The organism is Cellulomonas shaoxiangyii (assembly GCF_004798685.1).
Classification (GTDB): Bacteria; Actinomycetota; Actinomycetes; order Actinomycetales; family Cellulomonadaceae; genus Cellulomonas; species Cellulomonas shaoxiangyii.
The window spans coordinates 3,598,653-3,622,820 of the sequence record NZ_CP039291.1 but is presented as its reverse complement, the minus strand read 5'-3'; the positions used below and the strand labels follow the sequence as shown (position 1 = coordinate 3,622,820).

The 24,168-nt window shown below is 76.3% G+C and carries 20 protein-coding genes, 1 tRNA gene and 1 riboswitch; of the genes, 10 read left to right on the top strand and 11 right to left on the bottom strand.

Features of this window, described 5'->3' with window-relative positions; genetic code table 11:
- Positions 1–171 precede the first annotated feature (171 nt).
- From E5225_RS16235 to E5225_RS16210, 6 genes are all read right to left on the bottom strand, one after another.
- Positions 172–846, bottom strand: a complete 675-nt coding sequence (locus tag E5225_RS16235) for a hypothetical protein (RefSeq protein ID WP_135973278.1) — start codon at positions 844–846, stop codon at positions 172–174.
- A gap of 306 nt (positions 847–1,152) precedes the next feature.
- Positions 1,153–2,787 carry an ABC transporter permease gene (locus E5225_RS16230; RefSeq protein ID WP_135973277.1) on the bottom strand — a complete coding sequence of 545 codons (1,635 nt, stop codon included), beginning with the start codon at positions 2,785–2,787 and terminating at the stop codon, positions 1,153–1,155.
- A complete protein-coding gene (locus E5225_RS16225; RefSeq protein WP_135973276.1) occupies positions 2,784–3,671 on the bottom strand; it encodes an ABC transporter ATP-binding protein in 888 nt (295 codons plus the stop codon). The genes E5225_RS16230 and E5225_RS16225 overlap by 4 nt, the downstream gene beginning before the upstream one ends.
- 11 nt (positions 3,672–3,682) lie before the next feature.
- Positions 3,683–4,366, bottom strand: coding sequence for a TetR/AcrR family transcriptional regulator (locus E5225_RS16220; RefSeq protein WP_135973275.1), 684 nt, complete (start codon positions 4,364–4,366; stop codon positions 3,683–3,685).
- A 146-nt stretch (positions 4,367–4,512) separates the two neighbouring features.
- Positions 4,513–4,947: a ChaB family protein gene (locus tag E5225_RS16215; RefSeq protein ID WP_135973274.1), complete on the bottom strand. Its 435-nt coding sequence runs from the start codon at positions 4,945–4,947 to the stop codon at positions 4,513–4,515.
- A gap of 150 nt (positions 4,948–5,097) precedes the next feature.
- Positions 5,098–5,168 (bottom strand) — tRNA-Gly (locus tag E5225_RS16210).
- An 82-nt stretch (positions 5,169–5,250) separates the two neighbouring features.
- Here E5225_RS16210 and E5225_RS16205 point away from each other — a divergent pair.
- Positions 5,251–5,853 carry a GNAT family N-acetyltransferase gene (locus tag E5225_RS16205; protein WP_135973273.1) on the top strand — a complete coding sequence of 201 codons (603 nt, stop codon included), beginning with the start codon at positions 5,251–5,253 and terminating at the stop codon, positions 5,851–5,853.
- A gap of 43 nt (positions 5,854–5,896) precedes the next feature.
- Here the strand turns inward: E5225_RS16205 and E5225_RS16200 are convergent, their stop codons facing one another.
- The 3 genes from E5225_RS16200 to E5225_RS16190 all read right to left on the bottom strand — a co-directional run bounded on the left by E5225_RS16200 (position 5,897) and on the right by E5225_RS16190 (position 10,678).
- Positions 5,897–7,030 (bottom strand): GNAT family N-acetyltransferase, encoded by a 1,134-nt coding sequence (locus tag E5225_RS16200; RefSeq protein ID WP_135973272.1) that lies wholly within the window; start codon positions 7,028–7,030, stop codon positions 5,897–5,899.
- Between the two features lie 98 nt (positions 7,031–7,128).
- Complete coding sequence (locus E5225_RS16195; RefSeq protein ID WP_135973271.1) at positions 7,129–8,169, bottom strand: aldose epimerase family protein; 1,041 nt, start codon at positions 8,167–8,169, stop codon at positions 7,129–7,131.
- A 40-nt stretch (positions 8,170–8,209) separates the two neighbouring features.
- On the bottom strand, positions 8,210–10,678 hold the full coding sequence (locus E5225_RS16190; RefSeq protein WP_135973270.1) for a glycoside hydrolase family 94 protein: 2,469 nt from the start codon (positions 10,676–10,678) through the stop codon (positions 8,210–8,212).
- 401 nt (positions 10,679–11,079) lie between these two features.
- Between E5225_RS16190 and dcd the strand changes: the two genes are divergently transcribed.
- From dcd to E5225_RS16170, 4 genes are all read left to right on the top strand, one after another.
- Complete coding sequence (dcd, locus tag E5225_RS16185) at positions 11,080–11,655, top strand: dCTP deaminase (protein WP_135973269.1); 576 nt, start codon at positions 11,080–11,082, stop codon at positions 11,653–11,655.
- A 3-nt stretch (positions 11,656–11,658) separates the two neighbouring features.
- Positions 11,659–12,798, top strand: coding sequence for a hypothetical protein (locus E5225_RS16180; protein WP_135973268.1), 1,140 nt, complete (start codon positions 11,659–11,661; stop codon positions 12,796–12,798).
- 100 nt (positions 12,799–12,898) lie between these two features.
- The gene (locus E5225_RS16175; protein WP_135973267.1) at positions 12,899–13,360 is read left to right on the top strand and encodes a hypothetical protein; all 462 of its coding nucleotides are present in this window, start codon (positions 12,899–12,901) and stop codon (positions 13,358–13,360) included.
- A 275-nt stretch (positions 13,361–13,635) separates the two neighbouring features.
- Positions 13,636–15,636, top strand: a complete 2,001-nt coding sequence (locus E5225_RS16170; RefSeq protein WP_341765632.1) for a glycoside hydrolase family 15 protein — start codon at positions 13,636–13,638, stop codon at positions 15,634–15,636.
- A gap of 168 nt (positions 15,637–15,804) precedes the next feature.
- Here E5225_RS16170 and E5225_RS16165 read toward each other — a convergent pair whose 3' ends face one another.
- Together E5225_RS16165 and E5225_RS16160 are read right to left on the bottom strand one after the other, a co-directional pair.
- On the bottom strand, positions 15,805–18,165 hold the full coding sequence (locus E5225_RS16165; RefSeq protein WP_243738193.1) for a beta-xylosidase/alpha-l-arabinosidase: 2,361 nt from the start codon (positions 18,163–18,165) through the stop codon (positions 15,805–15,807).
- Complete coding sequence (locus tag E5225_RS16160; protein ID WP_135973266.1) at positions 18,162–19,217, bottom strand: LacI family DNA-binding transcriptional regulator; 1,056 nt, start codon at positions 19,215–19,217, stop codon at positions 18,162–18,164. The genes E5225_RS16165 and E5225_RS16160 overlap by 4 nt, the downstream gene beginning before the upstream one ends.
- Positions 19,218–19,401: 184 nt before the next feature.
- On the opposite strand from E5225_RS16160, the gene E5225_RS16155 reads away from it, so the two are divergent.
- The 5 genes from E5225_RS16155 to E5225_RS16135 all read left to right on the top strand — a co-directional run bounded on the left by E5225_RS16155 (position 19,402) and on the right by E5225_RS16135 (position 24,025).
- Entirely contained in the window at positions 19,402–20,355 is a 954-nt protein-coding gene (locus E5225_RS16155; protein ID WP_135973265.1) for a sugar phosphate isomerase/epimerase family protein, read from the top strand.
- Complete coding sequence (locus E5225_RS16150) at positions 20,352–21,245, top strand: NAD(P)-dependent oxidoreductase (protein WP_135973264.1); 894 nt, start codon at positions 20,352–20,354, stop codon at positions 21,243–21,245. The genes E5225_RS16155 and E5225_RS16150 overlap by 4 nt, the downstream gene beginning before the upstream one ends.
- Entirely contained in the window at positions 21,242–23,056 is a 1,815-nt protein-coding gene (locus E5225_RS16145; RefSeq protein ID WP_136225568.1) for a dihydroxyacetone kinase family protein, read from the top strand. Before E5225_RS16150 ends, E5225_RS16145 begins: the two co-directional genes overlap by 4 nt.
- A complete protein-coding gene (locus tag E5225_RS16140; RefSeq protein WP_135974342.1) occupies positions 23,053–23,565 on the top strand; it encodes a ribose-5-phosphate isomerase in 513 nt (170 codons plus the stop codon). Before E5225_RS16145 ends, E5225_RS16140 begins: the two co-directional genes overlap by 4 nt.
- 64 nt (positions 23,566–23,629) lie before the next feature.
- Positions 23,630–23,699, top strand: a riboswitch (guanidine-III (ykkC-III) riboswitch).
- A gap of 11 nt (positions 23,700–23,710) precedes the next feature.
- Entirely contained in the window at positions 23,711–24,025 is a 315-nt protein-coding gene (locus tag E5225_RS16135; RefSeq protein ID WP_135974341.1) for a DMT family transporter, read from the top strand.
- Positions 24,026–24,168 lie beyond the last annotated feature (143 nt).

Sequence of the window (24,168 nt, the reverse complement as noted above, 5' to 3'; positions counted from 1 at the left end):
CTGCGCGCCCGTGCGACGATGGGCGGGCCGTCGTCGCTGGTCAGGGCGCCGCACGCACGCTACGAGCCGGTGACGCGCGACGGCCCCCGCTGCCCGGGGCGTGCTTTCCGCCGGCTCCGGAAATGCGCCCGAAACAATGGCGTGTCGCGCCGCCTCGCCGCCCCCGCCTCGTCAGCCCTGGCCGACCTCGAGCGGCTCGTACCCGTAGAGCGCGGGCACGATCGTCAGGCGCACGTCGTCCGGCTCGCGCACCGCGAACCCGACCCGGAACTGGACCGCGCCGCCCGGCGGGACGGCGAACATCGGCCCCGACAGCTCGACCCCCTGGTCCGGGTCCCACACCGGCTCCGCCTCGAGCCCTCCCGAGGTGGCCGTCACCTCGAGCGTGCTCGCGCGGTACGTCGCCCCGGTGTCGTTGGTGACCGTGACCTGGAAGAGCACCGGGGTGCCCGCGTCCCCGCCCACGGCCGTGCGGGAGGGCGTGAAGGGCTGCGGCGCGGCCACCTCGACGGCGAGGCCGTCCGCGTACGTGAACGGCGCGCCGAACGCCGTCAGGCCGGCCGTCAGCGGCTCCGGTGCCCCGCGGCCCGTGTCGATCGCGGCGCCGCCCCCCGGGAACAGCGCCGCACGCACGGCCAGGGCGATCACCACGGCCGCGACGACGAGGGCCAGCACCGCCCAGGTGCGCAGCTGCCGGAGCCGCCGGGGCCGGGGGTGCTCGGGTGCGGCCGGTGCGAGGAACGCCGGGTCCGTCGCGACGGCGACGCCGCTCCCGCGCGCGTCGGCAGGCCGCGCGGGCATCGTCGGTGGGAGCGCTCCCTCGAAGGGCGGGCGGTGTGCGGTCACGTCGGGTCTCCCTGGTCGGCGGGCGCAGACCGCCCCGGGGAGGAGGTCCCGGCGGGGTCGGCTGCGAGCGCCGCGGGGTGCGGGTGCACGTGCCGCGGCGGCGCGAGTCGACGCGCCACCGCACCGGCGGGCCGGGGACGTGGGGGCGACGTCGGCGACGACCGTAGCCACGACCCACCCTGCCTAAACGCTTATGACGTGGGGGTTCACACCGAGTTCTCACCCGCAGTCGTAGGCGCTGTGACTACGGTCGCGACGCGGACGGCGCGCCCGGGCCCGTGCCGCCCGGGACGGTCCGCGCCCGCGTCAGGCGACGAGGTCGCGGCGGCGGTACAGAGCCACCGCGGCGGCACCGATGGCCAGTGCGGCGCCCGTCACCGCCGCCACGGGGGCGGCCGCGAAGGCGTCCGCGGGCAGCGCCGGCAGGATCGCGAACGGCACGGCGTCGAGCACGGCCCTCGGCAGGTCGAGCAGCCCGCCGTAGAGGCCGACCACGATCGAGGCGGCGAGCGGCACCCACACCGCCCAGGCGGGTGCGCGCAGGGCGTGCACCAGCGCGGCCACGGCGGCGAAGGCCGCGACGACCGGCAGGTGCCCGAGCGCCGCGAGCCCGAGGTCGCCCACCAGTCCGCGGTCGCCGGTGACGGTCTGCGCGCCCGCCCCGAGCGCCGCCCCGCCGACGGCCAGCAGGCCCGCCGACCCGGCAAGCGCGACGGCCAGGTGGGCGCCCATCCACGCGGGCCGCCCGACGGGCGCGGCCAGCACCGTGGCGGTGCGCCCGCGCGCCTCCTCGCGGCCCATGCGCAGCACCGTCGCGACGGCGAACACCGTCACCGCCATCGCGAAGAAGCCGACGAACGCCGAGAGCATCCCCAGCACCACGTCGGCACCGGTCGCCCCGAACGCCGCGGCGAGCTCCGGGTCGTCCGCGAAGCTGTCGACCACGCCCTCGACGAGCGACCCCGTGAGGGCGGCCATCACCGCGAGACCCGCCGCCCACGCGACGACGGCGGTCCGCTCGAGCCGCACCACGAGCGCCAGCGGCGAGCGCAGCAGCGGTCCCGCGGTGGCGCGGCCGCGGCGCTCGGGCAGCAGGCCGGCACCGACGTCCCGGCGCCGGGCGAGGGCCGACGCGAGCACGACGAGCGCGGCGGCGAGCGCGAGGCACAGCAGCAGCGGCCACCACCGCAGCTCGACGAAGGCGCGGGACTGCTGCGCCCACCCGATCGGCGACGCCCACGACAGCGCGCTCCCGCCCCGCTGCCGGGCGTCCCCGACGCCGCGCAGCACGAACGCGAGGCCGACGACCGCGCCGGCCAGCCCGTTCGCGCCGCGGGCGGTCGTGGTCAGCTGCGCCGCGACGGCGGCGACGCCCGCCAGCACCAGGCCCACGGCCGCCACGCCGCCCGCGACGGCCACGGAGTCGGGCACGGCGAGACCCGCGGGCAGCAGCGCGGCGAGGAGCGCCGCGGCGACGACCGCGTTCGCCACGAGGGCGGTCAGCAGCGCCGCCGTGAGCGGGGCGCGACGGCCGACGGCACCCGCGAGCACGAGGTCGAGCCGGCCGGCCTCCTCCTCGGCGCGCGTGTGGCGCACGACGAGGAAGGAGGACATCAGCGCCGCCGCCACGGCGAGCATCCCGAGCAGCTCGTTGGCGACCATCACTCCCACCGTGTAGTCGTCGAGGCCGAAGCCGGGGCCGCTCATGAGGGCGCCGGACGGCTCACGCATGATCGCCGCGCGGGCCTGCCGCGAGGCCGCGTCCGGGTACACGGCCGGCAGCGCGGCGACGAAGTACGTGACGAGCCCCCCGAGGGCGACGGCCCACACGGCGAGGCGGAGGCGGTCGCGGCGCAGGGCCACCCGCAGCAGCGTGCCGGTGCCGGTCCAGCCGCCGCCGTCGGCGGGGGCGGAGGTCCGGACGAGCGTCGCGGCGGTCACCGGGCCACCCCGCCGTACTGCTGCACGAACAGCTCCTCGAGCGACGGCGGCGTCGCGACGAGCCCGCGCGCGCCCGCGCCGGCGAGGTGGGCGAGCAGGGCCGGCACGGCGTCTTCGTCGACCGCGAGGTGCACGCGGGTGCCGTCGCGCCGCACGTCGTGCACACCGGGGATGCGCGCGAGGGCGTCTGTCGGGGCGTCCGTCGTCGCCGTGACGGCGGTGCGGTGCAGCGCACGCAGGTCGGCGAGCGATCCCGTCAGCACCGCGCGGCCGTCCCGGATGATCGTGACGCGCTCGCACAGCCGCTCGACCTCGGCGAGCACGTGGCTCGAGAGCAGCACCGTGCGCCCCGCGGCCACGGCCTCGGCGACGCACTCCTGGAACACGATCTCCATGAGGGGGTCGAGGCCCGACGTGGGCTCGTCGAGCACGAGCAGCTCGGCGTCGCTCGCGAGCGCCGCGACCAGGGCGACCTTCTGCCGGTTGCCCTTGGAGTACGCGCGCGCCTTGCGCGTCGGGTCGAGGGCGAAGCGTTCGAGCAGCTCGTCGCGGCGGCGGGCGTCCGCGCGGCCGTGCAGGCGCAGCAGCAGGTCGATCGCCTCACCGCCCGTGAGCTGGGGCCACAGCGTGACGTCGCCCGGTACGTACGCGGTGCGGCGGTGCAGGGCCACGGCGTCGGCCCACGGGTCCGCGCCGAGCACGAGCGCCGTCCCCGAGTCGGCGCGCACGAGCCCCAGCAGGACGCGCAGCGTCGTGGACTTGCCGGCGCCGTTGGGCCCGAGGAACCCGTGCACCTCGCCCGCCTCGACCGTCAGGTCCAGGTGGTCGAGCGCCCGGACGGCGCCGAAGGACTTGCTGAGGTCGCGGACGTCGACGACGGGCATGGCGGTGCCTCTCAGGCGGGCTGTGCGGGGGCGTCGGCGGCGGCCCGGGACGGGTCGGCCGCGTACGCGAGGTAGGTGTCGAGCATCGTGCGGTCGGCGAGGAGGCCCTCGGTGTAGAGCTCGAGGGACGGCAGCGCGACCGCGTCCAGGTGGGCGCGCAGGCGCGGGCCCAGCAGCGCGGGGTCGTCGACGGGCTCGAGCGTGAGCGCGACGAGCAGGCCGCCGTACGCCTGCTGCGCGAGGAACCGGGCGCGCGCGGGCTCGTCCCGGCTCGGGCGGACGGTGCCGGCCGCGACGCCCGCGCGCAGGTACTGCTCGGCGTCGGCGACGACGGCCTCGAAGAACGTCCGCGCGAGCTCGCCCCCGTGCTGCAGGCTGCGCAGCACGTACCCCACGAGGGGCGCGTAGGTCTCGACCTGGGCGAGCTCGACGAGCAGGTGGTCGGCACCGCCCGTGCTGACGACGTCCTGCTTGTGCGCCGCGATCGTGGCGAGCACGTGCACGTCGCACTCCGCCCGCAGGCGGTCCTTCGAGCCGAAGTGGTGCAGGACCAGCGGCGCGCTGACCCCCGCGTCCTGCGCGATGGTCCGCAGGCTCACGCCGAACCCGTCGCGCCCGAAGCGGTCGATCGCGGCGTCGCGGATGCGGGCGCGCGCGGTGAGGTCGTCGGGCGTCGGGAGGGGTGCTGACCGCATGGTCAGCAGACTAACCGCGCGTTCAGTCACGGCGCCAGACCCTGACCCGGCGGACGTGTGAAGCGTTGCGGACGCCGGGCGTCCCCAACGCTTCACACCTCGGGCAGGAGCCGGTGTACCGGAGGCCGGCGTTGCCGCGGCGTCGGTCAGCCGCCGGACTCGCGGGCCCTGCGGGTGCGGCGGTCGTTCTCCTTGCCGATCGCCTCGACCAGCTCGTCCTTGCTCATGCGCGACCGCCCGCTGATGTCGAGCTCCGCCGCCACGTCGACCAGGTGCCTCTTGCTCGCGTTCGCGTCGACGCCACCGGCCGTCGGGGCGTCGCCGTCCGGACCGCCGCCCTCGGCGCGTGCGTCGGACGGGCCGTTCTCCTCCTTCGGCTCCCAGTGGTCGCCGACCTTCTCGTGCGTGTGCTTGACCGCCGCGAACGCCGCCCGGGCGGCGCGCTGCTCGTCGCCGTCGTAGGTCTCGACGGCGGAGTCGTACGTCTTCGCGAACGTCCGCTGCGCCTTGGCGTCCGAGCGCCTCAGCGTCGACGGGATCTCGCTCTGCTTCGCGTCGCCCGTGCGCGTGGTCTTCGGCATGGCGCGTCTCCTCACCGGTGCACCGTCCGCACGATGGTGGCGCCGGGACGGACGGGTCGCACGCCGACCGCGGCGGCCGGGTGACGCGCAGTGCCGGCGGGTGCACGAAGGGCCAGGCCGGACGCCGTCCGGACCTGGCCCTCGAAGCGGAGCGGGTGACGGGAATCGAACCCGCGCTACGACCTTGGGAAGGTCGAGTTCTACCATTGAACTACACCCGCGCGACGCCCTGCGGAGGACGCTGCGCCGACGATCCTACCCAATCGGCGGCGCCCGTCGCGACGTGCGTGGCAGGCTCGGCCCGTGCCCGCCGTCCTGCGCCCGTACCACCCGTCCGACCAGCCCGGCCTGTACCGCGTCTGCCTCGCCACGGGGGACGCCGGCCGCGACGCGACGCCCCTCTACCGGGACCCCGACCTGCTCGGGCACGTGTACGCCGGGCCGTACCCCGTCGCGGACCCGGGCCTGACGTGGGTCGTGACGGACGACGCCGGCCGCGTCGCCGGGTACGTCGTCGCGACCGCCGACACGCGCGCGTTCGACGACTGGCTGGAGCAGCACTGGTGGCCGGTCCTGCGGGCCCGGTACGCCCGCCGCGCCGACCCCGGCGACGGCACCCGCGACCACGTCCTCGTCGACCTCCTGCACGACCGCTCGCGCGCGGACGTCCCGGCAGGCTTCCCCGCGCACCTGCACATCGACCTGCTCCCGCACCTGCAGGGGCAGGGCTGGGGACGGCGCCTCGTCGCGACGCTGTCCGACGCGCTGCGGGCCCGCGGCGTGCCGGGCCTGCACCTGGGCGTGGCCGCGCAGAACACCGGGGCGGTCGCGTTCTACGAGCGGATCGGCATGCGCGTGCACGAGTCGTTCGACTGGGGGTACCGGATGGTGCTGCCGCTCGCCTGACCGACGACGGCCGTGCCACGGGCACCGACCACCGGCGGTCCCCTCAGAGCCCTGCGCGCTGCAGGGCCGCCTCCACGCCCGCCTGCCGGAAGCCGAGCGCGACGTTGATCGCGAGCATGTGGTCGTTCTCCTGGGCGTTCCACGTGTGGATGCGCCGGACGCCGGGCCGCCACGCGGTGAACGCGTCGAGGTTGACGCCCTTGACGAGCATCCCGAGCCGGTGCCCGCGGTGCTCGTGCAGCACGAGCGTGTCCGCCTGGAAGGCGAACGGCACGTCCGCGACCGGCACCTGGAGCCACGTGAACGCCGCCAGCCGGCCCGTCGGGACGTGCTCCGCCGCGGTGAGCAGCACGCGCTGGTGGCGCTTCGCCATGCGCTCCAGCAGCCCGCGCACGCGCTCGGCGTCCCAGCGGTCCTCGGCGAGGTCGAGACCGCCGAGCGGCACGTCGGTGCTCATGCGCGTCCACAGCTCCGCGAGGTCGTCGAGCCGGTCCGCGGGCAGCTCGTCGTGCCAGGTGTGGGTGCGGTAGTCGCCGCCGGCACGTGCGCGGGCGTCGGCGAGCAGGTCGGCCCGGTGGCCCGGGTCGCCCGGCAGCTCGAGCACCGAGTACCGCTCGACCTGCTCGAGCGCGTAGCCGCGGGCGAGGGCGAAGCGCACGGCGCGGGCGTCGGCGGGGACGCGGCCGGTGCCCGTCGGGGCCGTCAGGACGCCCGGGCCCGGCTCGGGCTCGGGGCGGACGCCCGACCACGTGAGGGTCGTCGTGCGGCCCGCCGCGCGGACGTGGTCCTCCAGCGCCGCCAGCAGCGCGGAGCCGATGCCGCGCGACTCGTGGTCGGGGCGCACCGCGACCTCGATCTCGGCGGTGTGCGTGTTCGCGGTCAGCGGCAGCAGGGCGCGGGCGTACCCGACGACGTCCTGGGCGGTCGGCTCGCCGTCGCCGGTCACGGCCACCCACACGGCGACGTCGCGGTACGGGTTCGGCCGCAGCGAGCCGAGCAGCACCGGGACCGGCTCGTGCAGGTCGTCCCAGCCCCAGCGGGCCAGCTCGACGCGCCGCGCCACCTCGGCGATGCCGGCGAACGCCCAGGCGTCCGCCGCGTCCGGGGAGTCGGGGACGGGGGGTGCGGGCAGGACGTGCCAGGGGCGCGCCGCGACGTCGGGGACGGTGGTGCTCATGAGGTCAGCGTGACCCGCGGGCGAGCGTGCCGACGAATCATTTAGCGGGCGGGTCGGCACCGTGCGGCCGCGTCCCCGCGCCCGGTCGCCGCGCGCCGTCAGCCGCGGGTGGTGATCGTGAACGTGCCCGTGCGCTCCTCGCCGGGCGCGAGCTCGAACACGCCCGTGCCCGGCACGCCGGCCTCGCGCAGCGTGAAGCCGTCGTTGACGTTGGTGGCGGGCTCGACCGCGAAGTAGCAGCGCCGGCGCGGTGCGTAGAGCACGAGGTGCTGGTACGCCTCGTCCATCGCCACCTCGACGGTCACGCCGTCCTCGACGTAGTGCAGGCGCACGGGCGCGCCCGGCTCGAAGCCCGTGAGCACGTCGTCGACGAACGCCGTGCCCAGCGGGCGGGGCGTGCGGTAGTCGGCGCGCGCGGGCGGTGCACCGGCGGGGCCGGTCGCCATCGCGGAGGACAGCCGGTAGCCGCCCGACGCCGGCACGTGCACGACCGGGCCGGGCGTCAGCGGGTACTCCGCCGCCGGCGCCCCGGCCGGCAGGAGCGCGCGCCGCAGGTACGGGTGGTGACCGAAGCCCGCGGGGAACGGCTCGTCGTCGACGTTGCGCACCGTGGTCGTCACGGTGAGCGTCGACGCGTGCACGGCGTACGTCACCGAGGCGAGGAAGCGCCACGGGAAGTTGACCCCGACCAGGGGCGACGAGTCGAGGCGCAGCGTCACCGCACCGTCGGTGCGCGCCACGACGTCCCACGCCGCGTGCCGCGCCGCGCCGTGGATCGCGGTGCCGTCCGCGGCGTTGCGCTGGAGCTGCCACGTGCGCCCGCGGAACGGGAGCACGCCGCCGCGGATGCGGTTCGACCACGGGACCATCGGGAAGCTCGCGGTCTTCTCCGGGTCGCCCAGGTGCACCCGGCGGGTCGGGCGGAGCAGGTCCCGCCAGACGCCGTCGGACGTGCGGATGCGGCCCGCGGCCAGGCAGGCGCCCGTCCCCGGGAGCACGTCGAGCTGCCACCCGTCGCTGCGCACCGACAGGACCCGGCGGTCCGGCGGCGCGAGCGGGTGCGGGACGCCGGACCCCGCCCGCAGCGGCGGGCGGAGCGGCGGCGCGTCGAGCGCGTCGATCGTCTCGATGAGAGTCATGTGAGTGCCCCCGGCGGCAGTGCGGTCGGTGCGGACCGCGTCAGAGCGTGACCTCGACGCGGACGGTGCTGCCGGCCGGCGCGTACGGCACGAGGTTGCCCTCGACCGGTGCCCCGTCGACCACCAGCCGGCCGCGCGAGCCGCGCGCACCGGAGTTCGTCACCGCGATCTCGTACGTCGCGCCGCGGGCGACGCGCGTGACCGTGAACGACGGGACCTCGGGGCCGATCTGCGGGTCGACGACCAGGCCGTCGTACCCGGGACGGACGCCGAGCAGGTGCTGCGAGACGGCGACGAAGTTCCACGCCGCCGTGCCGGTCAGCCAGGAGTTCTTCGCCTCGCCGGCGCGGGGCGCCTGCTTGCCGGCGATCATCTGCGCGTACACGTACGGCTCGAGCCGGTGCACGTCGCTGATCTCCTCGCGGTACGCCGGGGTGATCCGCTTGTAGTAGTCGAACGCGCGGTCACCGCGACCCAGCACCGTCTCGGCGATGATCACCCAGGGGTTGTTGTGGCAGAAGATGCCACCGTTCTCCTTGTACCCCGGCGGGTAGGTGGAGACCTCGCCCAGCTCGATCCGGTAGGTCGTGTAGGCGGGGTACTGCAGCACCAGCCCGTGCGGCGTGCCGAGCATCTCGCCGACCGCGTCGAGCGCCTGCACGGCGGGCGCCTCGGTGTCGTCCGGGCCGTCGCCGACGCCGATGCCCGCCATGACGGCGAAGCCCTGCGGCTCGATCCAGATCTTGCCCTCGGGCGTCGCGTCCGTGCCGACCGGGTTGCCGAAGTAGTCGTACGCGCGCAGGAACCAGCGGCCGTCCCAGCCGTGGTCGAGCACGGCCTGGCGGACCTCCTCGACGACCTTGCGCGCCTGCGACGCGACCTCGCCGAGCCCGCGACGCTCGGCCAGCTCGGCGTACTCCTCGCCGTAGAGGACGAACTGCGCCGCGATGAACACCGACTCCGCGGCGCCGCCGCCCTTGTTCTCCGTCGTCTGGAACGACTCGCCCGGCTCGGTGGAGAAGCAGTTGAGGTTGAGGCAGTCGTTCCAGTCGGCGCGGCCGATCAGCGGCAGGCCGTGGGGGCCGCGGTGGTTGACGGTGTACTCGAACGAGCGCGTGAGGTGGTCGAACAGCGGGACCTCGGAGCCGGCCTCGTTGTCGAACGGCACGGGCTCGTCGAGGAGCGACCAGTCGCCCGTCTCCTTGACGTACGCCGCGGTGCCGGCGATCAGCCACAGCGGGTCGTCGTTGAAGCCCGAGCCGATGTCGTTGTTCCCGCGCTTCGTCAGCGGCTGGTACTGGTGGTACGCGGAGCCGTCGGAGAACTGCGTCGAGGCGATGTCGACGATGCGCTCGCGCGCCCGCTCGGGGATCAGGTGCACGAAGCCGAGCAGGTCCTGGTTGGAGTCCCGGAAGCCCATGCCGCGGCCGATGCCGGTCTCGAAGAACGACGCCGAGCGCGACATGTTGAACGTGACCATGCACTGGTACTGGTTCCAGATGTTGACCATCCGGTCGAGCTTCTCGTCGTCCGAGCGGACCGAGTACGTCGAGAGCAGGTCCGTCCAGTAGGCGCGCAGCGCCTCGAAGGCGGCGTCGGTCTGCTCGCTCGTCGCGAACCGGCCGAGCAGCGCGTGCGCCCGCTCCTTGTTGACGACCTGGTGGGCGTCGTCGGCCCACTTCTCGTCCTGCGGGTTCTCGACGTAGCCGAGCACGTAGACGAGGTCGCGCGACTCGCCGGGGGCGAGCGTCACGCGCACCGAGTGCGAGCCGATCGGGTACCAGCCCGAGGCGACCGAGCCGCCGGAGACGCCCGCGCGCGGCACGGCGGCCTCACCGAGGCCGTTGTACGCGCCGACGAACGTGTCGCGGTCGGTGTCGAACCCGTCCGCGCGCGTGTTCACGCCGAAGACCGCGTAGTGGTCGCGGCGCTCGCGGTACTCCGTCTTGTGGATGATCGCGGACCCGTGCGGGCCGTCCTGCTCGACCTCGACCTCGCCGATGGAGAGGTTGCGCTGGTAGTTCGTCTGGTCGTCCTGCGCGTTCCACAGGCAGAACTCGACGAACGAGAAGAGCGTCACGGTCTTCTCGGCGTCCGAGATGTTGGTGACGGTGACCTTCTGCACCTCGGCGTCCTCGCCGAGCGGCACGAAGAACAGGGTCGAGACGCGCAGCCCGCCGCGCTCGCCCGTGATGCGGGAGTAGCCGAGGCCGTGCCGCGTCTCGAAGTGGTCGAGGTCGGCCTTCACCGGCAGCCACGACGGGGTCCACACGTCGCCGTCGTCGTGCACGTAGAGGTACCGGCCGCCCGCGTCGGCGGGGATGTTGTTGTAGCGGTACCGCGTGAGACGGCGCATCTTGGCGTCGCGGTAGAACGAGTACCCGCCCGCCTGGTGCGACAGCAGCGAGAAGAAGCGCTCGGACCCCAGGTAGTTGATCCAGGGGTACGGGGTGTGAGGCGTCGTGATGACGTACTCGCGGGCCTCGTCGTCGAAGTGGCCGAACCGCATGGCATGCCTCTCGCGTGCTCCGTCGCACGTGACCGCCGGACGGCGCGCCACCGGGGCGGTGGGCGCCCAGGTCAGCGGCCCTGCTCGGGTACCTGGTCGTGGTCTGTGGTGCTGTGCGGCGCGGTCCTGCTCGTCGTCGTGCGAGAGCGCTCCCACGCCTGCTGTCGGACAGCATAGACCCAGCGCACCCCGGCCCGGAACGGGCCGACACCTTTCACGGGGGCGGCCGGTCGGGCGGCGACGCCCACCGTTCCGTCATCCGGACGGGTGACGTGACGCTGGTCGTCGAACCGCTTGCGTCCCAGCGTCCCACCGCACCGGTGCGGCCGCCCGGTCGCGCGCCGTGCCGGCAGGTGCCGGACGGGCGTTCCGGGCACCGGCAGGACCACTACCGTGGCCCCGTGCTGCTCTCCGACCGCGACATCCGTGCCGAGCTCGAGCAGGGCCGCGTGGCCCTCGACCCCTACGAGCCCGCGATGATCCAGCCGTCCAGCATCGACGTGCGCCTCGACCGGTTCTTCCGGCTCTTCGACAACCACAAGTACCCCGTCATCGACCCCGCGGTGGACCAGCCCGACCTCACGCGGCTCGTCGAGGTCGAGAAGGGCGAGTCGTTCGTCCTGCACCCGGGGGAGTTCGTGCTCGGCTCGACGTTCGAGCGCGTCACGCTGCCCGACGACGTCGCGGCGCGGCTCGAGGGCAAGTCGTCCCTCGGGCGGCTCGGGCTGCTCACGCACTCCACGGCCGGGTTCATCGACCCCGGGTTCTCGGGGCACGTCACGCTCGAGCTGTCCAACGTCGCGACCCTGCCGATCCTGCTGTGGCCCGGCATGAAGATCGGCCAGCTGTGCTTCTTCCGGCTGTCGTCGGCGGCCGAGCAGCCGTACGGGTCCGCCGCCTACGGCTCGCGGTACCAGGGGCAGCGCGGGCCGACGGCGTCGCGGTCCTGGCAGAACTTCCACCGGACCGAGGTCTGAGCCGTGGCCGACCTGCCCGTGCTCGCCGTGCGCGACCCGGCGCTGGCGGGCAAGCACCTGCTCGCGCTGCCCGAGGGCGTCGAGCCGGACGAGGTCGAGGTCCTCGCGGCGAGCCGGTTCCGCAACGTGCGCTGGGAGGACGGGCCCGCCGAGCCGCCGCGCACGGGCGTCCTGCCCGCCGTGACGGCGGCGCTCGGCATCCGGACCGTCGCCGCCCGGGCGACGCCGGCGCGGTCGCTGCGGCTCGCCCGGCTGTCGTCGCTCGCGGGGCCGTACGCGGTGCGCGGCGAGGACGCCGTCGCGCTCGGCCTGCCGGGGACGACGCGGACCGTGTGGGTCCTGACCGCGCCCCGCGAGCGCGGCGAGCGGCCCTGGCCCGGGGGTGACCGCGACGGTCTCAAGCGCGCGTTCCCCGACGGGCTGCCCGTGCGCGAGGAGGAGCGCGTGCTGCAGTGGCTCGTCGCCGCCGCGCGTCGGCTCGGCGGTGCCGTGCGGACGCAGACCGGCGCCGTGCTGACCCCGGACCCGGACGCGTCGACCGACCTCACCGTGCTGACGGACCGGTGGGTCGAGCCGGGGGAGGTGCTCGCGCTCGTGCAGCGCGTGCAGCCGCGCGCGTACGCGTCCGTCGCGACGCCCGGCGGGTGGGCCGGTCCCGCGTCGCGCACCGGCCGCGGCTCGCAGGGCGCCGTCGGGGGCTCGCCGGAGCGCGGCGGCTCGGGTCTGCGCGCCGCCCTCGAGCGCCACGGCGTCGACGACGAGGCCGAGCGGCACCGCCTCATGGCCGAGGCCGACGCCTACGACGAGCTCATGCTCGCCGCACCGCCCGCCGCCGAGGCGTTCGGCGTGCTCGTCGACCTCGGCGTCGACGGCATGCTCGCCGTCGAGGTGTCCGCGACGGAGCAGCTCCCCCCGCTGCTGGCGGGCCTGCCGTGGGTCGCGGACGGCGTCGTCGCGTACCGGGTGCGCTGGGAGCCGCGGGAGATCGAGCAGATCGAGCGGGAGCGGCCGACGCTCGAGCACCGCGTCGCGCGCAGCCGCTCCGCACCGCTCGTCGCGGCCGTCGCACGCGTGCTGCACGCCGAGCTGGGCGGCGAGATCGCCGACGAGGCCGACTTCCTGGTGGACCCGGCCGACCTCTGACGCCCGCGCGGAGGCGGGTCGCGGGAGGTCCGCGGGCCCCGGCCGACCCGACCCTCCCGCTCGGGATGCCGGGCGGCGGCCGCGCAGGTAGACACGTCGCATGGGAGCTCTCGTGCGATCTGCAGCGCTCGGCCTGGCGGCCGGCGGACGGGCGGCGGTCGGCGTGGCGGTGCCCGTGCTCGCCGCGACCGCGGGGCGGCGGGGCGCCGGTGCGACCCTCGCGCGCACGGCCGCCCGGGCCGCGCTCGCCGGCGAGGCCGTCACCGACAAGCTGCCCGGCCTGCCGAGCCGGCTGGTCCCGCCGATGCTGGTGGCCCGCGTGCTGTCCGGCGCCGGCGGCGCCGTCGCGCTCGCGCTGGTCGAGCGGCGGCGGGTGCCGGTCGTCGTGCTCGCGGGCGCCGCGGGTGCGGCCGGTGCGTTCGCGGGTGCGGTCGGCGGTGCGTCGTGGCGGGAGTGGGCGGCGGAGCACGGTCCCGCGTTCCTCAGCGGGCGCGCGGCCGGGCTGGCCGAGGACGCCCTCGTCCTGGCGACGGCCGGCACGCTCGTCGCGACCTCCCGCTGACACCCCGGGCACCGTCGGGCCGACCCCAGCCCCGTCGGTGCACGACCGACAGCACCACCGTCGCGGCACGCGCGACGCACCGTCCCCGCGGTGCGGCACGGTGCCCGGCGGGCCGCACGTGACGTCCGGACGGACGCCCCCACTCCACCGACGCACGGACAGGAGGCCCCCGTGGCCGACCAGCACACGATGACCGACCCCGTCGCGCAGCACCCGCAGCCGGAGATCCCCGAGCAGAGCCTCGACGGTCCCGGCCTCGACGCCGACCCGACCCCGTGACCGGCGACCCCGCGCTCCCCGACTCCCTCACCGCGCAGGAGGGCATCCCCGGATCCGGCCGGCGCGACGCCGACCGGACCCGTCCGCCGGCGCCGCGCACGGACGGGTACGTGCCGCTGCGCTCCTACGGCGCGATCGGCGACGGCCGCACGGTCGCGCTCGTCGCCGAGGACGGCCGCATCGACTGGTTCCCCGTGCCGGCGCTCGACACCCGGCCCACCTTCGCGGCGCTGCTCGACGCCGAGGGGGGCGGACGCGTCGAGATGGCGCCGACCGTGCCGTTCGAGATGGCGCGCGAGTACGTCCCCGGCACGAACGTGCTGGTCACGCGGTTCGTCACGGACACCGGCGAGGTCCGCCTGACCGACGCGATGACGACCGGCGTGGCCGGCCGGCTGCCCTGGTGCGAGCTGGTGCGCCGCGTCGAGGGGGTGCGCGGGAGCGTGCCGATGGCGTGGCGCGTCGCCCCCGGCACGATGCTCGGCACCGCGTCGCCGTGGGTGCGCCGCACGCGCCGCGGCCCGGTCCTCACGGTCGACGGGGTGTCCGTCGTCGTCACGACCCTCGGCGAGATGACGACGCACGTGGCCGACCGCGAGGTGGCGGGCGTGCTGACGACCACGCCCGGCTCGCGGCACGTGCTCGGGCTCGCCGGGACGGCGCGTGAGCCCGTGTTCGTGCCCGACCCGGCGCTCATGGACGCCGGCGTCGAGCGCACCGTGGAGAACTGGCGCGCCTGGACCCGCGAGTTCCACTACGACGGCCCGTGGGCACAGGCGGTGCAGCGCAGCGCTCTCGCGCTCAAGCTGCTCGTGCACGCGCCGACCGGTGCCATCGCCGCCGCGGGCACCACGGCGCTGCCCGAGTCGTGGGACGGCGGGAAGAACTGGGACTACCGCTACGCGTGGGTGCGCGACGTCGCGTACGTGGTGGACGCGCTCACCCGGTTCGGCCTGCGCGAGGAGACGCACGCGGCGATGGCGTGGACGTTGCGCACGGTCGCGAAGCACCCGCCGTCGGTGTTCTTCACGCTCGACGGCGAGCTCGCGCACGGTCCCGCGGACGGCGAGCCCGGGGACGGCCCGGCGCACCGCGACGTGCCGGGCTGGCGGGGCATCGGTCCCGTCGTCGACGGCAACCGCGCGTCGCGCCAGCTCCAGCTGGGGACGTACGGCGACCTCATGGGCGTCGTACGCACCTACGTCGACGCGGGCAACCTGCTGGACGCCGAGACGGGACGCGTCCTGGCCGGCATCGCCGACCACGCGTGCGACGCGTGGCGCAAGCCCGACGCGGGGATCTGGGAGCTGACGGACGAGCACCGGTACACGTCCTCGGCGCTCGGCTGCCGGCACGCGCTGCTGTGCGCGGCGCACCTCGCCGACGAGGGGCACCTGCCGGGCGACGCCCAGCGGTGGCGTGGCGAGGCGGAGGCCATCGCGGCGTGGCTGCGCGCCGAGTGCTGGTCGGACGCGAGGGGCGCGTACGTCATGCACCCGGGCAGCGAGGCGCTCGACGCCTCGGTGCTCCTCTTCGTCGACCAGGAGTTCGACACGCCCGAGCGGCTGGCGGCGACGCTGGACGCGATCCGCGCCGAGCTGGGCTCGGGGCCCCTGCTGTGGCGCTACTCCGGCATGCAGGAGGAGGAGGGCACGTTCGTCGCGTGCGCCTTCTGGGGCGTGCGCGCCGCGGCGTTGCTCGGCCGGGTGGACGAGGCGCGGGAGTGGATGGACGAGCTGCTCGCGCAGGCGAACGACGTCGGCATCTGGTCCGAGATGATCGACGCCCGCACCGGGGAGTTCCTCGGCAACCTGCCGCAGGCCCTGTCGCACCTCGCCCTCGTGCACGCCGCGCTCGCGGTCGGCGGCGACCAGGACGCGCACGTCGTCGACCCCGAGCAGGCGCCCTACCCGCTCCCCGACGAGCCCCCGTCCCGCCCGCAGACGCGCGAGGACGACCGGTGGACCTCGGCGGCGCCGACGGCACCGCGGTCCTGACCGGTGCCGCCGGCGGCACCTGACCGGTGCCGCCGGCGGCCCGGGCGCACCGTCGAGCGCGCCCGTCGTCGGTCGACCGCGCCCCTCCTGTCACGTGCGCTCGTGCGACGAGGGGTGCGCTCGTGCGACGAGGGGTGCGCTCGCGGGTCGGTGCGGGAGCGGGTGACGTCAGGGGGCGTCGGTGACGGTGGCCGTCGTGCGCAGGGCGCGGTCGGCGCCGGGCCGGCGGCGGGGGCCGGTCAGCTCGACCTGCGCCCGCAGCACGTCGTCGCCCTCGCTCGAGCCACCGACCTGCACCCCGATCGTCCCCGGGTCGACGACGCGCACCAGGTCGGCGCCCGTGTAAGCCGTGACGTCGGCCGGGACGGTGAACGTGACGCGCCGCGACTCCCCCGCGGCGAGCGGGACGCGCACGTAGCCGGCGAGCCGGCGGACGGGCTGCGCGACGTCGGCGACCGGGTCCGACAGGTACAGCTGGACGACCTCGGTGCCGCCGCGCTCCCCGGTGCAGGCGACCGTCACGCCGACCTCGAAGGAGCCGTCGGTCGGCACCGGGCCGGCGGCGACCGTGAGGTCCTCGTAGCGGAACGTCGTGTACGACAGCCCGTGCCCGAAGGGGAAGGCCGGGCTCGGGTCGAGGTTGCTGATGCGGTCGAGCCGGCGCGTGAGCGGGGCACCGAGGTAGGTCTGCGGGCCGCCGCCCGGGTCGCGCGGCACCTGCACGGGCAGCTTGCCGCTGGGCGTCACGCGGCCGCTGAGCACGCCCGCGACGGCGCCCGCGCCCTCCTCGCCCGGCATGAACGCCTGCACGACCGCGGCGGTCCGCCCGGTGTACGCGCCGAGCGCGTAGGGGCGCCCCGAGACCACGACGAGCACGACCGGCGTGCCGGTCGCCAGGACCGCCTCGACGAGCTCGTGCTGCACGCCGGGCAGCCGCAGGTCCGCGGCGTCGCAGCCCTCGCCGGAGGTGCCGCGGCCGAACATGCCGGCACGGTCGCCGACGGTCAGCACGCACACGTCCGCGTCGCGCGCGGCCCGCACGGCGGCGTCGAAGCCGCTGCGGTCGTCGTCCACCACGGCGCACCCGGGCTCGTGCACGACCTCGACGCCGGTCAGCTCCGCGCGCAGCGCGTCCAGCAGCGACGGGACGTCGACCCCCATGCCGAGCTCCGGGTGCCGGGGCAGGACGTGGATCGGGTAGGAGTAGCAGCCGAGCAGCACGCCCGGGTCCGCCGCGGACGGCCCGACGACCGCGACGCGGCGCAGCGAGCGCCCGGGGCGCGCGTCGAGGGGCAGCACGCCGTCCGGGTTGGCGAGCAGCACGACCGACTCCTCCGCGAGGCGCCGCGCGAGGTCGCGGTTGGCGGGCGGGTCGAGGTCGATCGGGTCGTCGTCGGGGGCGCCGCCGGGGGGCGTGCCGTCGGCGGCGGGCGCGTCGAGCAGGCCGAGCTGGGCCTTCTGCAGGAGCACCCGGCGCACGGCCCGGTCCACGAGCGCCTCGTCGAGCCGGCCGTCGCGCACGAGCGGCGCGAGCTCGCCGAAGCACATCGTGTTGGGCAGCTCGACGTCCATGCCGGCGCGCAGCGAGCGTGCCCCGGCGTCGGCGGCGTCGGCCGCGACGCCGTGCGCGGTGGCGAGGAACGCGACGGCCCAGTAGTCGGAGACGACCGTGCCCTCGAAGCCCCACGTGTCCCGCAGCAGGCCCGTGAGCAGGGACGCCGACGCGGCGACCGGTTCGCCGTCGAGGTCGGCGTAGGAGTTCATGACCGACCGGGCGCCGCCCTCGCGGACGGCCATCTCGAACGGGGGCAGCAGGACGTCGGCGAGCTCGCGCGGGCCGACCGAGACGGGCGCGTGGTTGCGCCCGCCGCGCGACGCGGAGTACCCCACGAAGTGCTTGAGCGTCGCGACGACGCCCTGCTCCTCCATGCCCCGCACGTACGCGGTCGTGATCGTGGCGACGGCGTACGGGTCCTCGCCGACGGTCTCCTCGACGCGGCCCCAGCGGTAGTCGCGGACGACGTCGAGCACCGGCCCGAGGCCCTGGTGGACGCCGAGGCGGCGCAGGTCGCGGCCGATCGCGGAGCCGACCTGGTGCACGAGCTCCGGGTCGAACGCCGCGCCCCACGCCAGCGGCGTCGGGTACACCGTGGCGCCGTAGGACGTCACGCCCGTGAGGCACTCCTCGTGCGCGATCGCCGGCAGGCCGAGGCGGTGGTGCGCGACCAGCTCGCGCTGCGTGCAGGCCAGCTTCGCGCGGCCCTCGTCGGCGGGCACCGGCTCGGTCCCGAGCACGCGCGTGAGGTGGCCGAGGCCGTGCCGCGACGCCGTCGCGAAGTCCGGGCGGCGCGCGCCGAACGTGTCCTGCATCGGGGCGACGACCTCGCCGGCGCCGCGACGGTCGAACCAGTGGCTGCCGAGCTGCGCGAGCTTCTCCTCGAGGCTCATGGCGTCGAGCAGCAGCCCGACGCGTTCGGCCGCGGGGCGGCCCGCGTCGTGCCAGGGGTGGTGGGGTGCGGTGGTGCTCACCGGTGTCCTTCCGGGCGTGCCGGCCGGGGCGGCGGCGGGGCGGTCGAGTCGCGCACGACGAGCGACGTCGCGAGCTCGATGTGGTGGGCGTCGGGCGCGCGGCCCTCGGCGAGTGCGAGGACGGTCCGCAGCGCGACCCGTCCGATGTCCTGCAAGGGCTGGTGCACGCTCGTCAGCGGCGGGTTCGTCCACGCGGCGACGTACGTGTCGTCGTAGCCGACGACCGACAGGTCCCGCGGGACGGCGAGGCCGAGCCGGCGGGCCGCCTCGAGGACGCCGAGGGCCTGCACGTCGTTGCTGGCGAGCACGGCGGTGGGCGGGTCGTCGAGCCGGAGCAGGGCCTCGGCCGCGGCGCGGGCGGCGTCGTGGTCGAAGGCGACGTGGCGCACGAGGGCCGGGTCGACGGGGACGCCGGCACGCTGGCACGCGGAGCGGAAGCCGTCCACGCGCGCCACGGCGCTCATGGACGCCTCCGGACCGCCGATGACCGCGATCCGCGTGTGCCCGAGGGCGAGGAGGTGCTCGGTGGCGCTGCGCCCCCCGGTCCAGTTCGTCGAGCCGACCGAGACGAGCGCGGGCGTCGTCAGGTGCAGCGGGTCGACGACGACGACGGGCAGGCGGGCCCGGGCGATGCTCTCGTAGGTCGTCGCGGTGACCTGCGCGGTGACGACGACCGCGCCCGTGCGACGGGCCGCGACCAGGCGGCGGGTCCACGTCGACGGCGGCTCGGGCCGGTCCCCGCCGCCGCGGCGCAGCCGCGAGACGGTCACGTCGACGTCGACGTCCTCCGCCGCGAGCGTGACGCCCCGCAGCACCTCCATCGCGTACGGGCTGTCGAGCTTGTCGACCAGCAGCTCGACCGTGCGGCGCACCTCCACGCGCCGCGTGCCGGGCGTGCGGTAGCCGAGCTCGGCGACGGCCGCCTCGACGCGCACCCGGGTGCCGGGGGCCACGTCGGCGTGCCGGTTGAGCACCTTGGACGCGGTCGCCACGGACACCCCGGCGCGCTCGGCCACGGCCGTCAGCGTGGGCCGCCGCTCGGTTGCAGGCATGTCGGTGCCCCCTTCGTCGCCGCGACCGTAACGGGGCGCGACCGAAAACTTCAAGTGGTTCGGCCAGGTGGCGGGGCGCCGTGACCTGCCCGTGGACCGGCGTTGACAGCCCGGTGCGCCGAAACTACCGTCCCAGGGAGGGTGAAGGTGCCCGAAACTTTTCGATGATGACGGAGGCTCGACGATGAGACGTCCCCCGAGCGAGGAGTGGCCCATCGCGGCCGCCATGCTCCCCTTCCCCGCGTCCCAGGACGCGCCGGTGGACACCTGGGTCGACCACCTCGCGGAGGTCGCGTACGAGGGGTTCACCGAGGTGGACGTCACGGACTCCTGGGTACGGCCCGGCGACCTGTCGCCGTCGCGGCTCACGGACCTGGGGGAGGCGCTGACCGCGGTCGGGCTCGACCCCGTCGCGCTCTCCGCGATCCGTCGCTCGGTCATCGACCCGGAGACCGGCGACGAGAACCTCGCGTACTCGCACCGCACCCTCGACGCCGCGGCCGAGCTCGGCTGCCGCGTCGTCAGCGTGGGCCTGCACCGGCCGCTGCTGCCCGCGCAGCGCGGCGCGTTCTGGTTCTGGACCGAGCAGGGCCCGGTCGACTCGACCGACGCGGACACCTGGGAGCTCGCCGTCACGCGCCTGCGCGAGCTCGGGCGGCACGCCCGCGAGGTCGGCCTCGTCCTGTCGCTCGAGATGTACGAGGACACGCTCCTGGGCACCGCGGAGTCCGCGGTCCGGCTCGTGCACGACATCGGCGACGACGCGGTCGGCCTCAACCCCGACCTGGGCAACCTGATCCGCCTGCACCGCCCGGTCGAGGACTTCCAGGCGGCCGTCGCCGCGTGCCTGCCCGTCTCGAACTACTGGCACGTGAAGAGCTACTTCCGCGACGAGGACCGCGCGAGCGGCACGGTCGTCGCGCTCCCGGCCCCGATGGAGATGGGCTCGGTCAGCTACCGCCAGGCGCTGCGCACGGCCGTCGAGGTCGGCTACACCGGCCCGTTCTGCGTCGAGCACTACGGCGGCGACGGCCTGTCGGTCGCCGCGCGCAACGCGCGCTACCTGCGCCGGATGCTCGCGGTCGCCACGGGCGAGGCGCGGGCGACGGTCCTGCGCGCGGTCGGGGCCGCCCGATGAGCCCGCGCGTCGCCGTGCTGGGCCTCGGCGCGATGGGCCTGCCCATGGCGACGACGCTCGCGCGCGCGTTCGACGACGTCGTCGGCTTCGACGTCGCGCCCGAGCGCGTCGGCCTCGCGGTCGCCGCGGGCGCCACCGGCGCCGCGACGGTCGCGCAGGCGTGTGCCGGCACCGACGTCGCGGTCGTGGGCGTGCGGGACGGCGCGCAGCTCGACGCGCTCGTCCTGGGCCCCGACGGGCTCGCGGCCACGCTGCCGGCCGGCGCCGTGGTCGTCGTGACCTCCACCGTCGGCGAGGAGGCGGTCCGCTCGGTCGCCGGCGCGCTCGCCGCACGCGGCATCCACACCGTCGACGCACCCGTGTCCGGCGGGCCCGTGCGGGCCGGGGCGGGGGACCTGCTCATCATGGTCGGCGCCGACGACGAGGCGCTCGCCCTCGCCCGCCCGGTGCTCGACGCCCTCGCGTCGTCGCTCACCGTCGTGGGCGGCATCGGCGCCGGGCAGCAGCTCAAGACCGTCAACCAGCTGCTGTGCGGCATCCACACCGCCGCCGCCGCCGAGGCGCTCGCCCTCGCGCACCGCCTCGGCCTCGACCTCGACGCCTGCATCGAGGTCCTGTCGCAGGGCGCGGCCGCCTCGTTCATGCTCGGCGACCGCGGGCCGCGGATCGCCGCGCAGCTGCGCGGCGAGGAGCCCCCGCTGCGCTCGCGGCTGGACGTCATCGGCAAGGACATGGGGATCGTCGGGGACGTGACGCGGCGCCTCAAGGTCGCCACGCCCGTCGCGGCGGCCGCCGAGCAGCTCTACCGCACCGGGGCCGCCGCGGGCCTCGAGGCGGCCGACGACTCCGTCGTCGCGACGCTCCTCGCGGCGCGGGGGCCCGCGTGGTGAGCCCGCTGGCCGACGACCCGGCCCGCTTCGCCGACGACGTGCTCGACGGCTTCGTCGACCTGTACGCCGACCAGGTGCGGCGCGTGCCGGGCGGCGTGGTGCGGGCCGTCCCCGCGGCGCGCTCGCAGGTCGCCGTGGTCGTCGGGGGAGGCTCCGGGCACTACCCGGCGTTCTGCGGCCTCGTCGGGCCCGGGCTCGCGCACGGCGCCGTGGTGGGCAACGTGTTCACGTCGCCGTCCACCGCCGACGCGGTGTCGGTGGGCGCGGCCGCGGCGGGCGACGCCGGCGTCCTGCTGCTCACCGGCAACTACGCCGGTGACGTCATGAACTTCACGCTCGCGCGCGACGAGCTGCGCCGCCGCGGCGTGCCCGCGGAGTTCCTCGTCGTGACCGACGACATCGCGTCCGCCCCGGCGGACGAGGCGGACCGCCGCCGCGGGATCGCGGGTGACCTCGTCGTGTTCAAGGCCGCCGGTGCGGCCGCGGCCGCGGGTGCGTCGCTCGAGGAGGTCGTCGCGGCCGCGACGCACGCCAACGACCGCACGCGCACGCTCGGCGTCGCGTTCGACGGCTGCACCCTGCCCGGCGCGGACGCGCCGCTGTTCACCGTCCCCGAGGGCATGTTCGGCATCGGCGTGGGCATCCACGGCGAGCCCGGCATCGGCGAGGTGCCGGCGTGCAGCGCGACGGAGCTCGCGACCCTGCTCGTCGACCGGCTGCTGGCGGAGCGGCCCGCCGGTGCGGCGACCCGGGTCGCGGCGGTGCTCAACGGGCTGGGGCGGACCAAGTACGAGGAGCTGTTCGTGCTGTGGCGGGCCGTGCGCGCACGCCTCGACGCGGCCGGCCTGCAGGTCGTGGCGCCCGAGGCCGGGGAGCTCGTCACGAGCCTCGACATGTCCGGGTGCTCGCTGACCCTCGTGTGGCTCGACGACGAGCTGGAGCGCCTGTGGTGCGCGCCGGCGCACACGCCCGCCTACCGGCGCGGTGACGTCCCGGTGGCCGACGGGTCGGAGGGGGCCGGCGGCGCCGGGGCCGCGTCGTCGGCGGTGACCGGACCGCCCGCCGACGCAGCGTCCGCCGACGCAGACCCCGCCGACGCAGACCCCGCCGACGCGCAGCCGCGCGTGGTGGACCCGGCCGACGCCGCCGAGGCGATCGTGCTGGTCGCGGCGCTGCAGCGCGTCGTCGCGGTGCTCGGGGAGCTCGAGGGCGAGCTGGGCCGGCTCGACGCGGTCGCGGGCGACGGCGACCACGGGCGCGGCATGGTGCGGGGCGCGGGTGCCGCGTCCGACGCCGCCACCGCCTCCGCCGACGCGGGACACGGCGCCGCCGCGTGCCTGCGCGACGCGGGCCAGGCCTGGGCGGACCGCGCGGGCGGCACGTCGGGCGTGCTGTGGGGCGCGGGCGTCTCCGCGGCCGCCGACGCGCTCGGGGCGCGGCCCGCGGCCGACCCGCTGACCCGCGCCGCCCGGGCGGTGCGCGCGGGGGTCGACGCCGTCGCGGCGCTCGGCGGTGCGCGGCCCGGCGACAAGACGATGCTCGACGCCGCCGAGCCGTTCGCGGGCGAGCTCGAGCGGGCCGCCGCCGCGGGCGTGCCCCTGGACGTGGCGTGGCGGGACGCGCTCGCGGCGGCCGACGCCGCGGCGAGCGCCACGGCCGGCCTGCGGCCGCGGCTCGGGCGCGCTCGGCCGCTGGCCGAGCGGAGCGTGGGGACGCCCGACCCCGGCGCCGTGTCGTTCGCGGCGGTGCTCACAGCGGTGTGGTCCGCGGCGCGCGCCGCGGACGGACCGGACGAGGAGGGGACGAGATGAGCGTGGCGAGGATCGTCGTCGGAGCCGACGACGCGGGGCTGGCGTACAAGGACGCCCTGGCGGACCTGCTGCGGGCCGACCCGCGGGTCGAGCTGGTGGAGGACGTGGGCGTGCACGCCGGGGAGGACACCGCGTACCCGCACGTCGCGGTCGCGGCGGCCCGTCGCGTCGCGGGCGGGCAGGCGGACCGCGCCCTCCTGGTGTGCGGCACGGGGCTCGGGATGGCGATCGCGGCGAACAAGGTGCCCGGCGTGCGCGCCGTGACCGCGCACGACACGTTCTCGGTGCAGCGCTCGGTGCTGTCGAACGACGCGCAGGTCCTGTGCCTGGGGCAGCGCGTGATCGGCCTCGAGCTCGCGAAGGTGCTCGTGCGCGAGTGGCTGGACCACGAGTTCGACACCGCGTCGTCGTCGGCCGCCAAGGTCGACGCCATCCGGGGCTACGAGCAGCCGGGCGACGTCCAGCCGGGCGAGCAGCAGCTGGGCGAGCAGCAGCCGGGCGGCTGCTGACGGGCGGGCGCGCCCCGTGTGCCACGATGGCCGCGGGGCCGCGCCCGTGCGCACCGTGTCGTGACGTGCGCCGCGTCGTGAGCGGCCCCCCGGACGAGCGGCGCCGTACCCGGAGGGCGACAAGACGGCGGCCACGGGGGTCCGCATGTCCTGGCTCGTGCTCGCCCTGTCCGGTGTCCTCGAGGCCGTGTGGGCGACCGCCCTCGGGCGCTCCGACGGCTTCTCGAGGGTCGGCCCGACGGTCGTGTTCGGCGTCGCCCTGCTGGCGTCGATGGGCGGCCTCGCGTACGCGATGCGCGAGCTGCCGACCGGGACCGCCTACGCCGTGTGGGTGGGCATCGGCGCGTCGCTGACCGTGCTGTACGCGATGGCGACCGGCGCCGAGCCGGCGTCGCTGGTGAAGGTGCTGCTCATCCTCGGCATCGTCGGCTGCGTCGTCGGGCTCAAGCTCACGCACTGACGCGCCGCGTACCGGCCCTCGGCGCGACCGCGGGCGCCACCCGGGACAGGATGGTCGTGAGGCGGGGGCGGCCCGGGAGGGCCGCCCAGCCGGGTCAGCACCGGGCGGTGACGTGGGACGGGTAGGGGTCGGCGAGCCGGCGG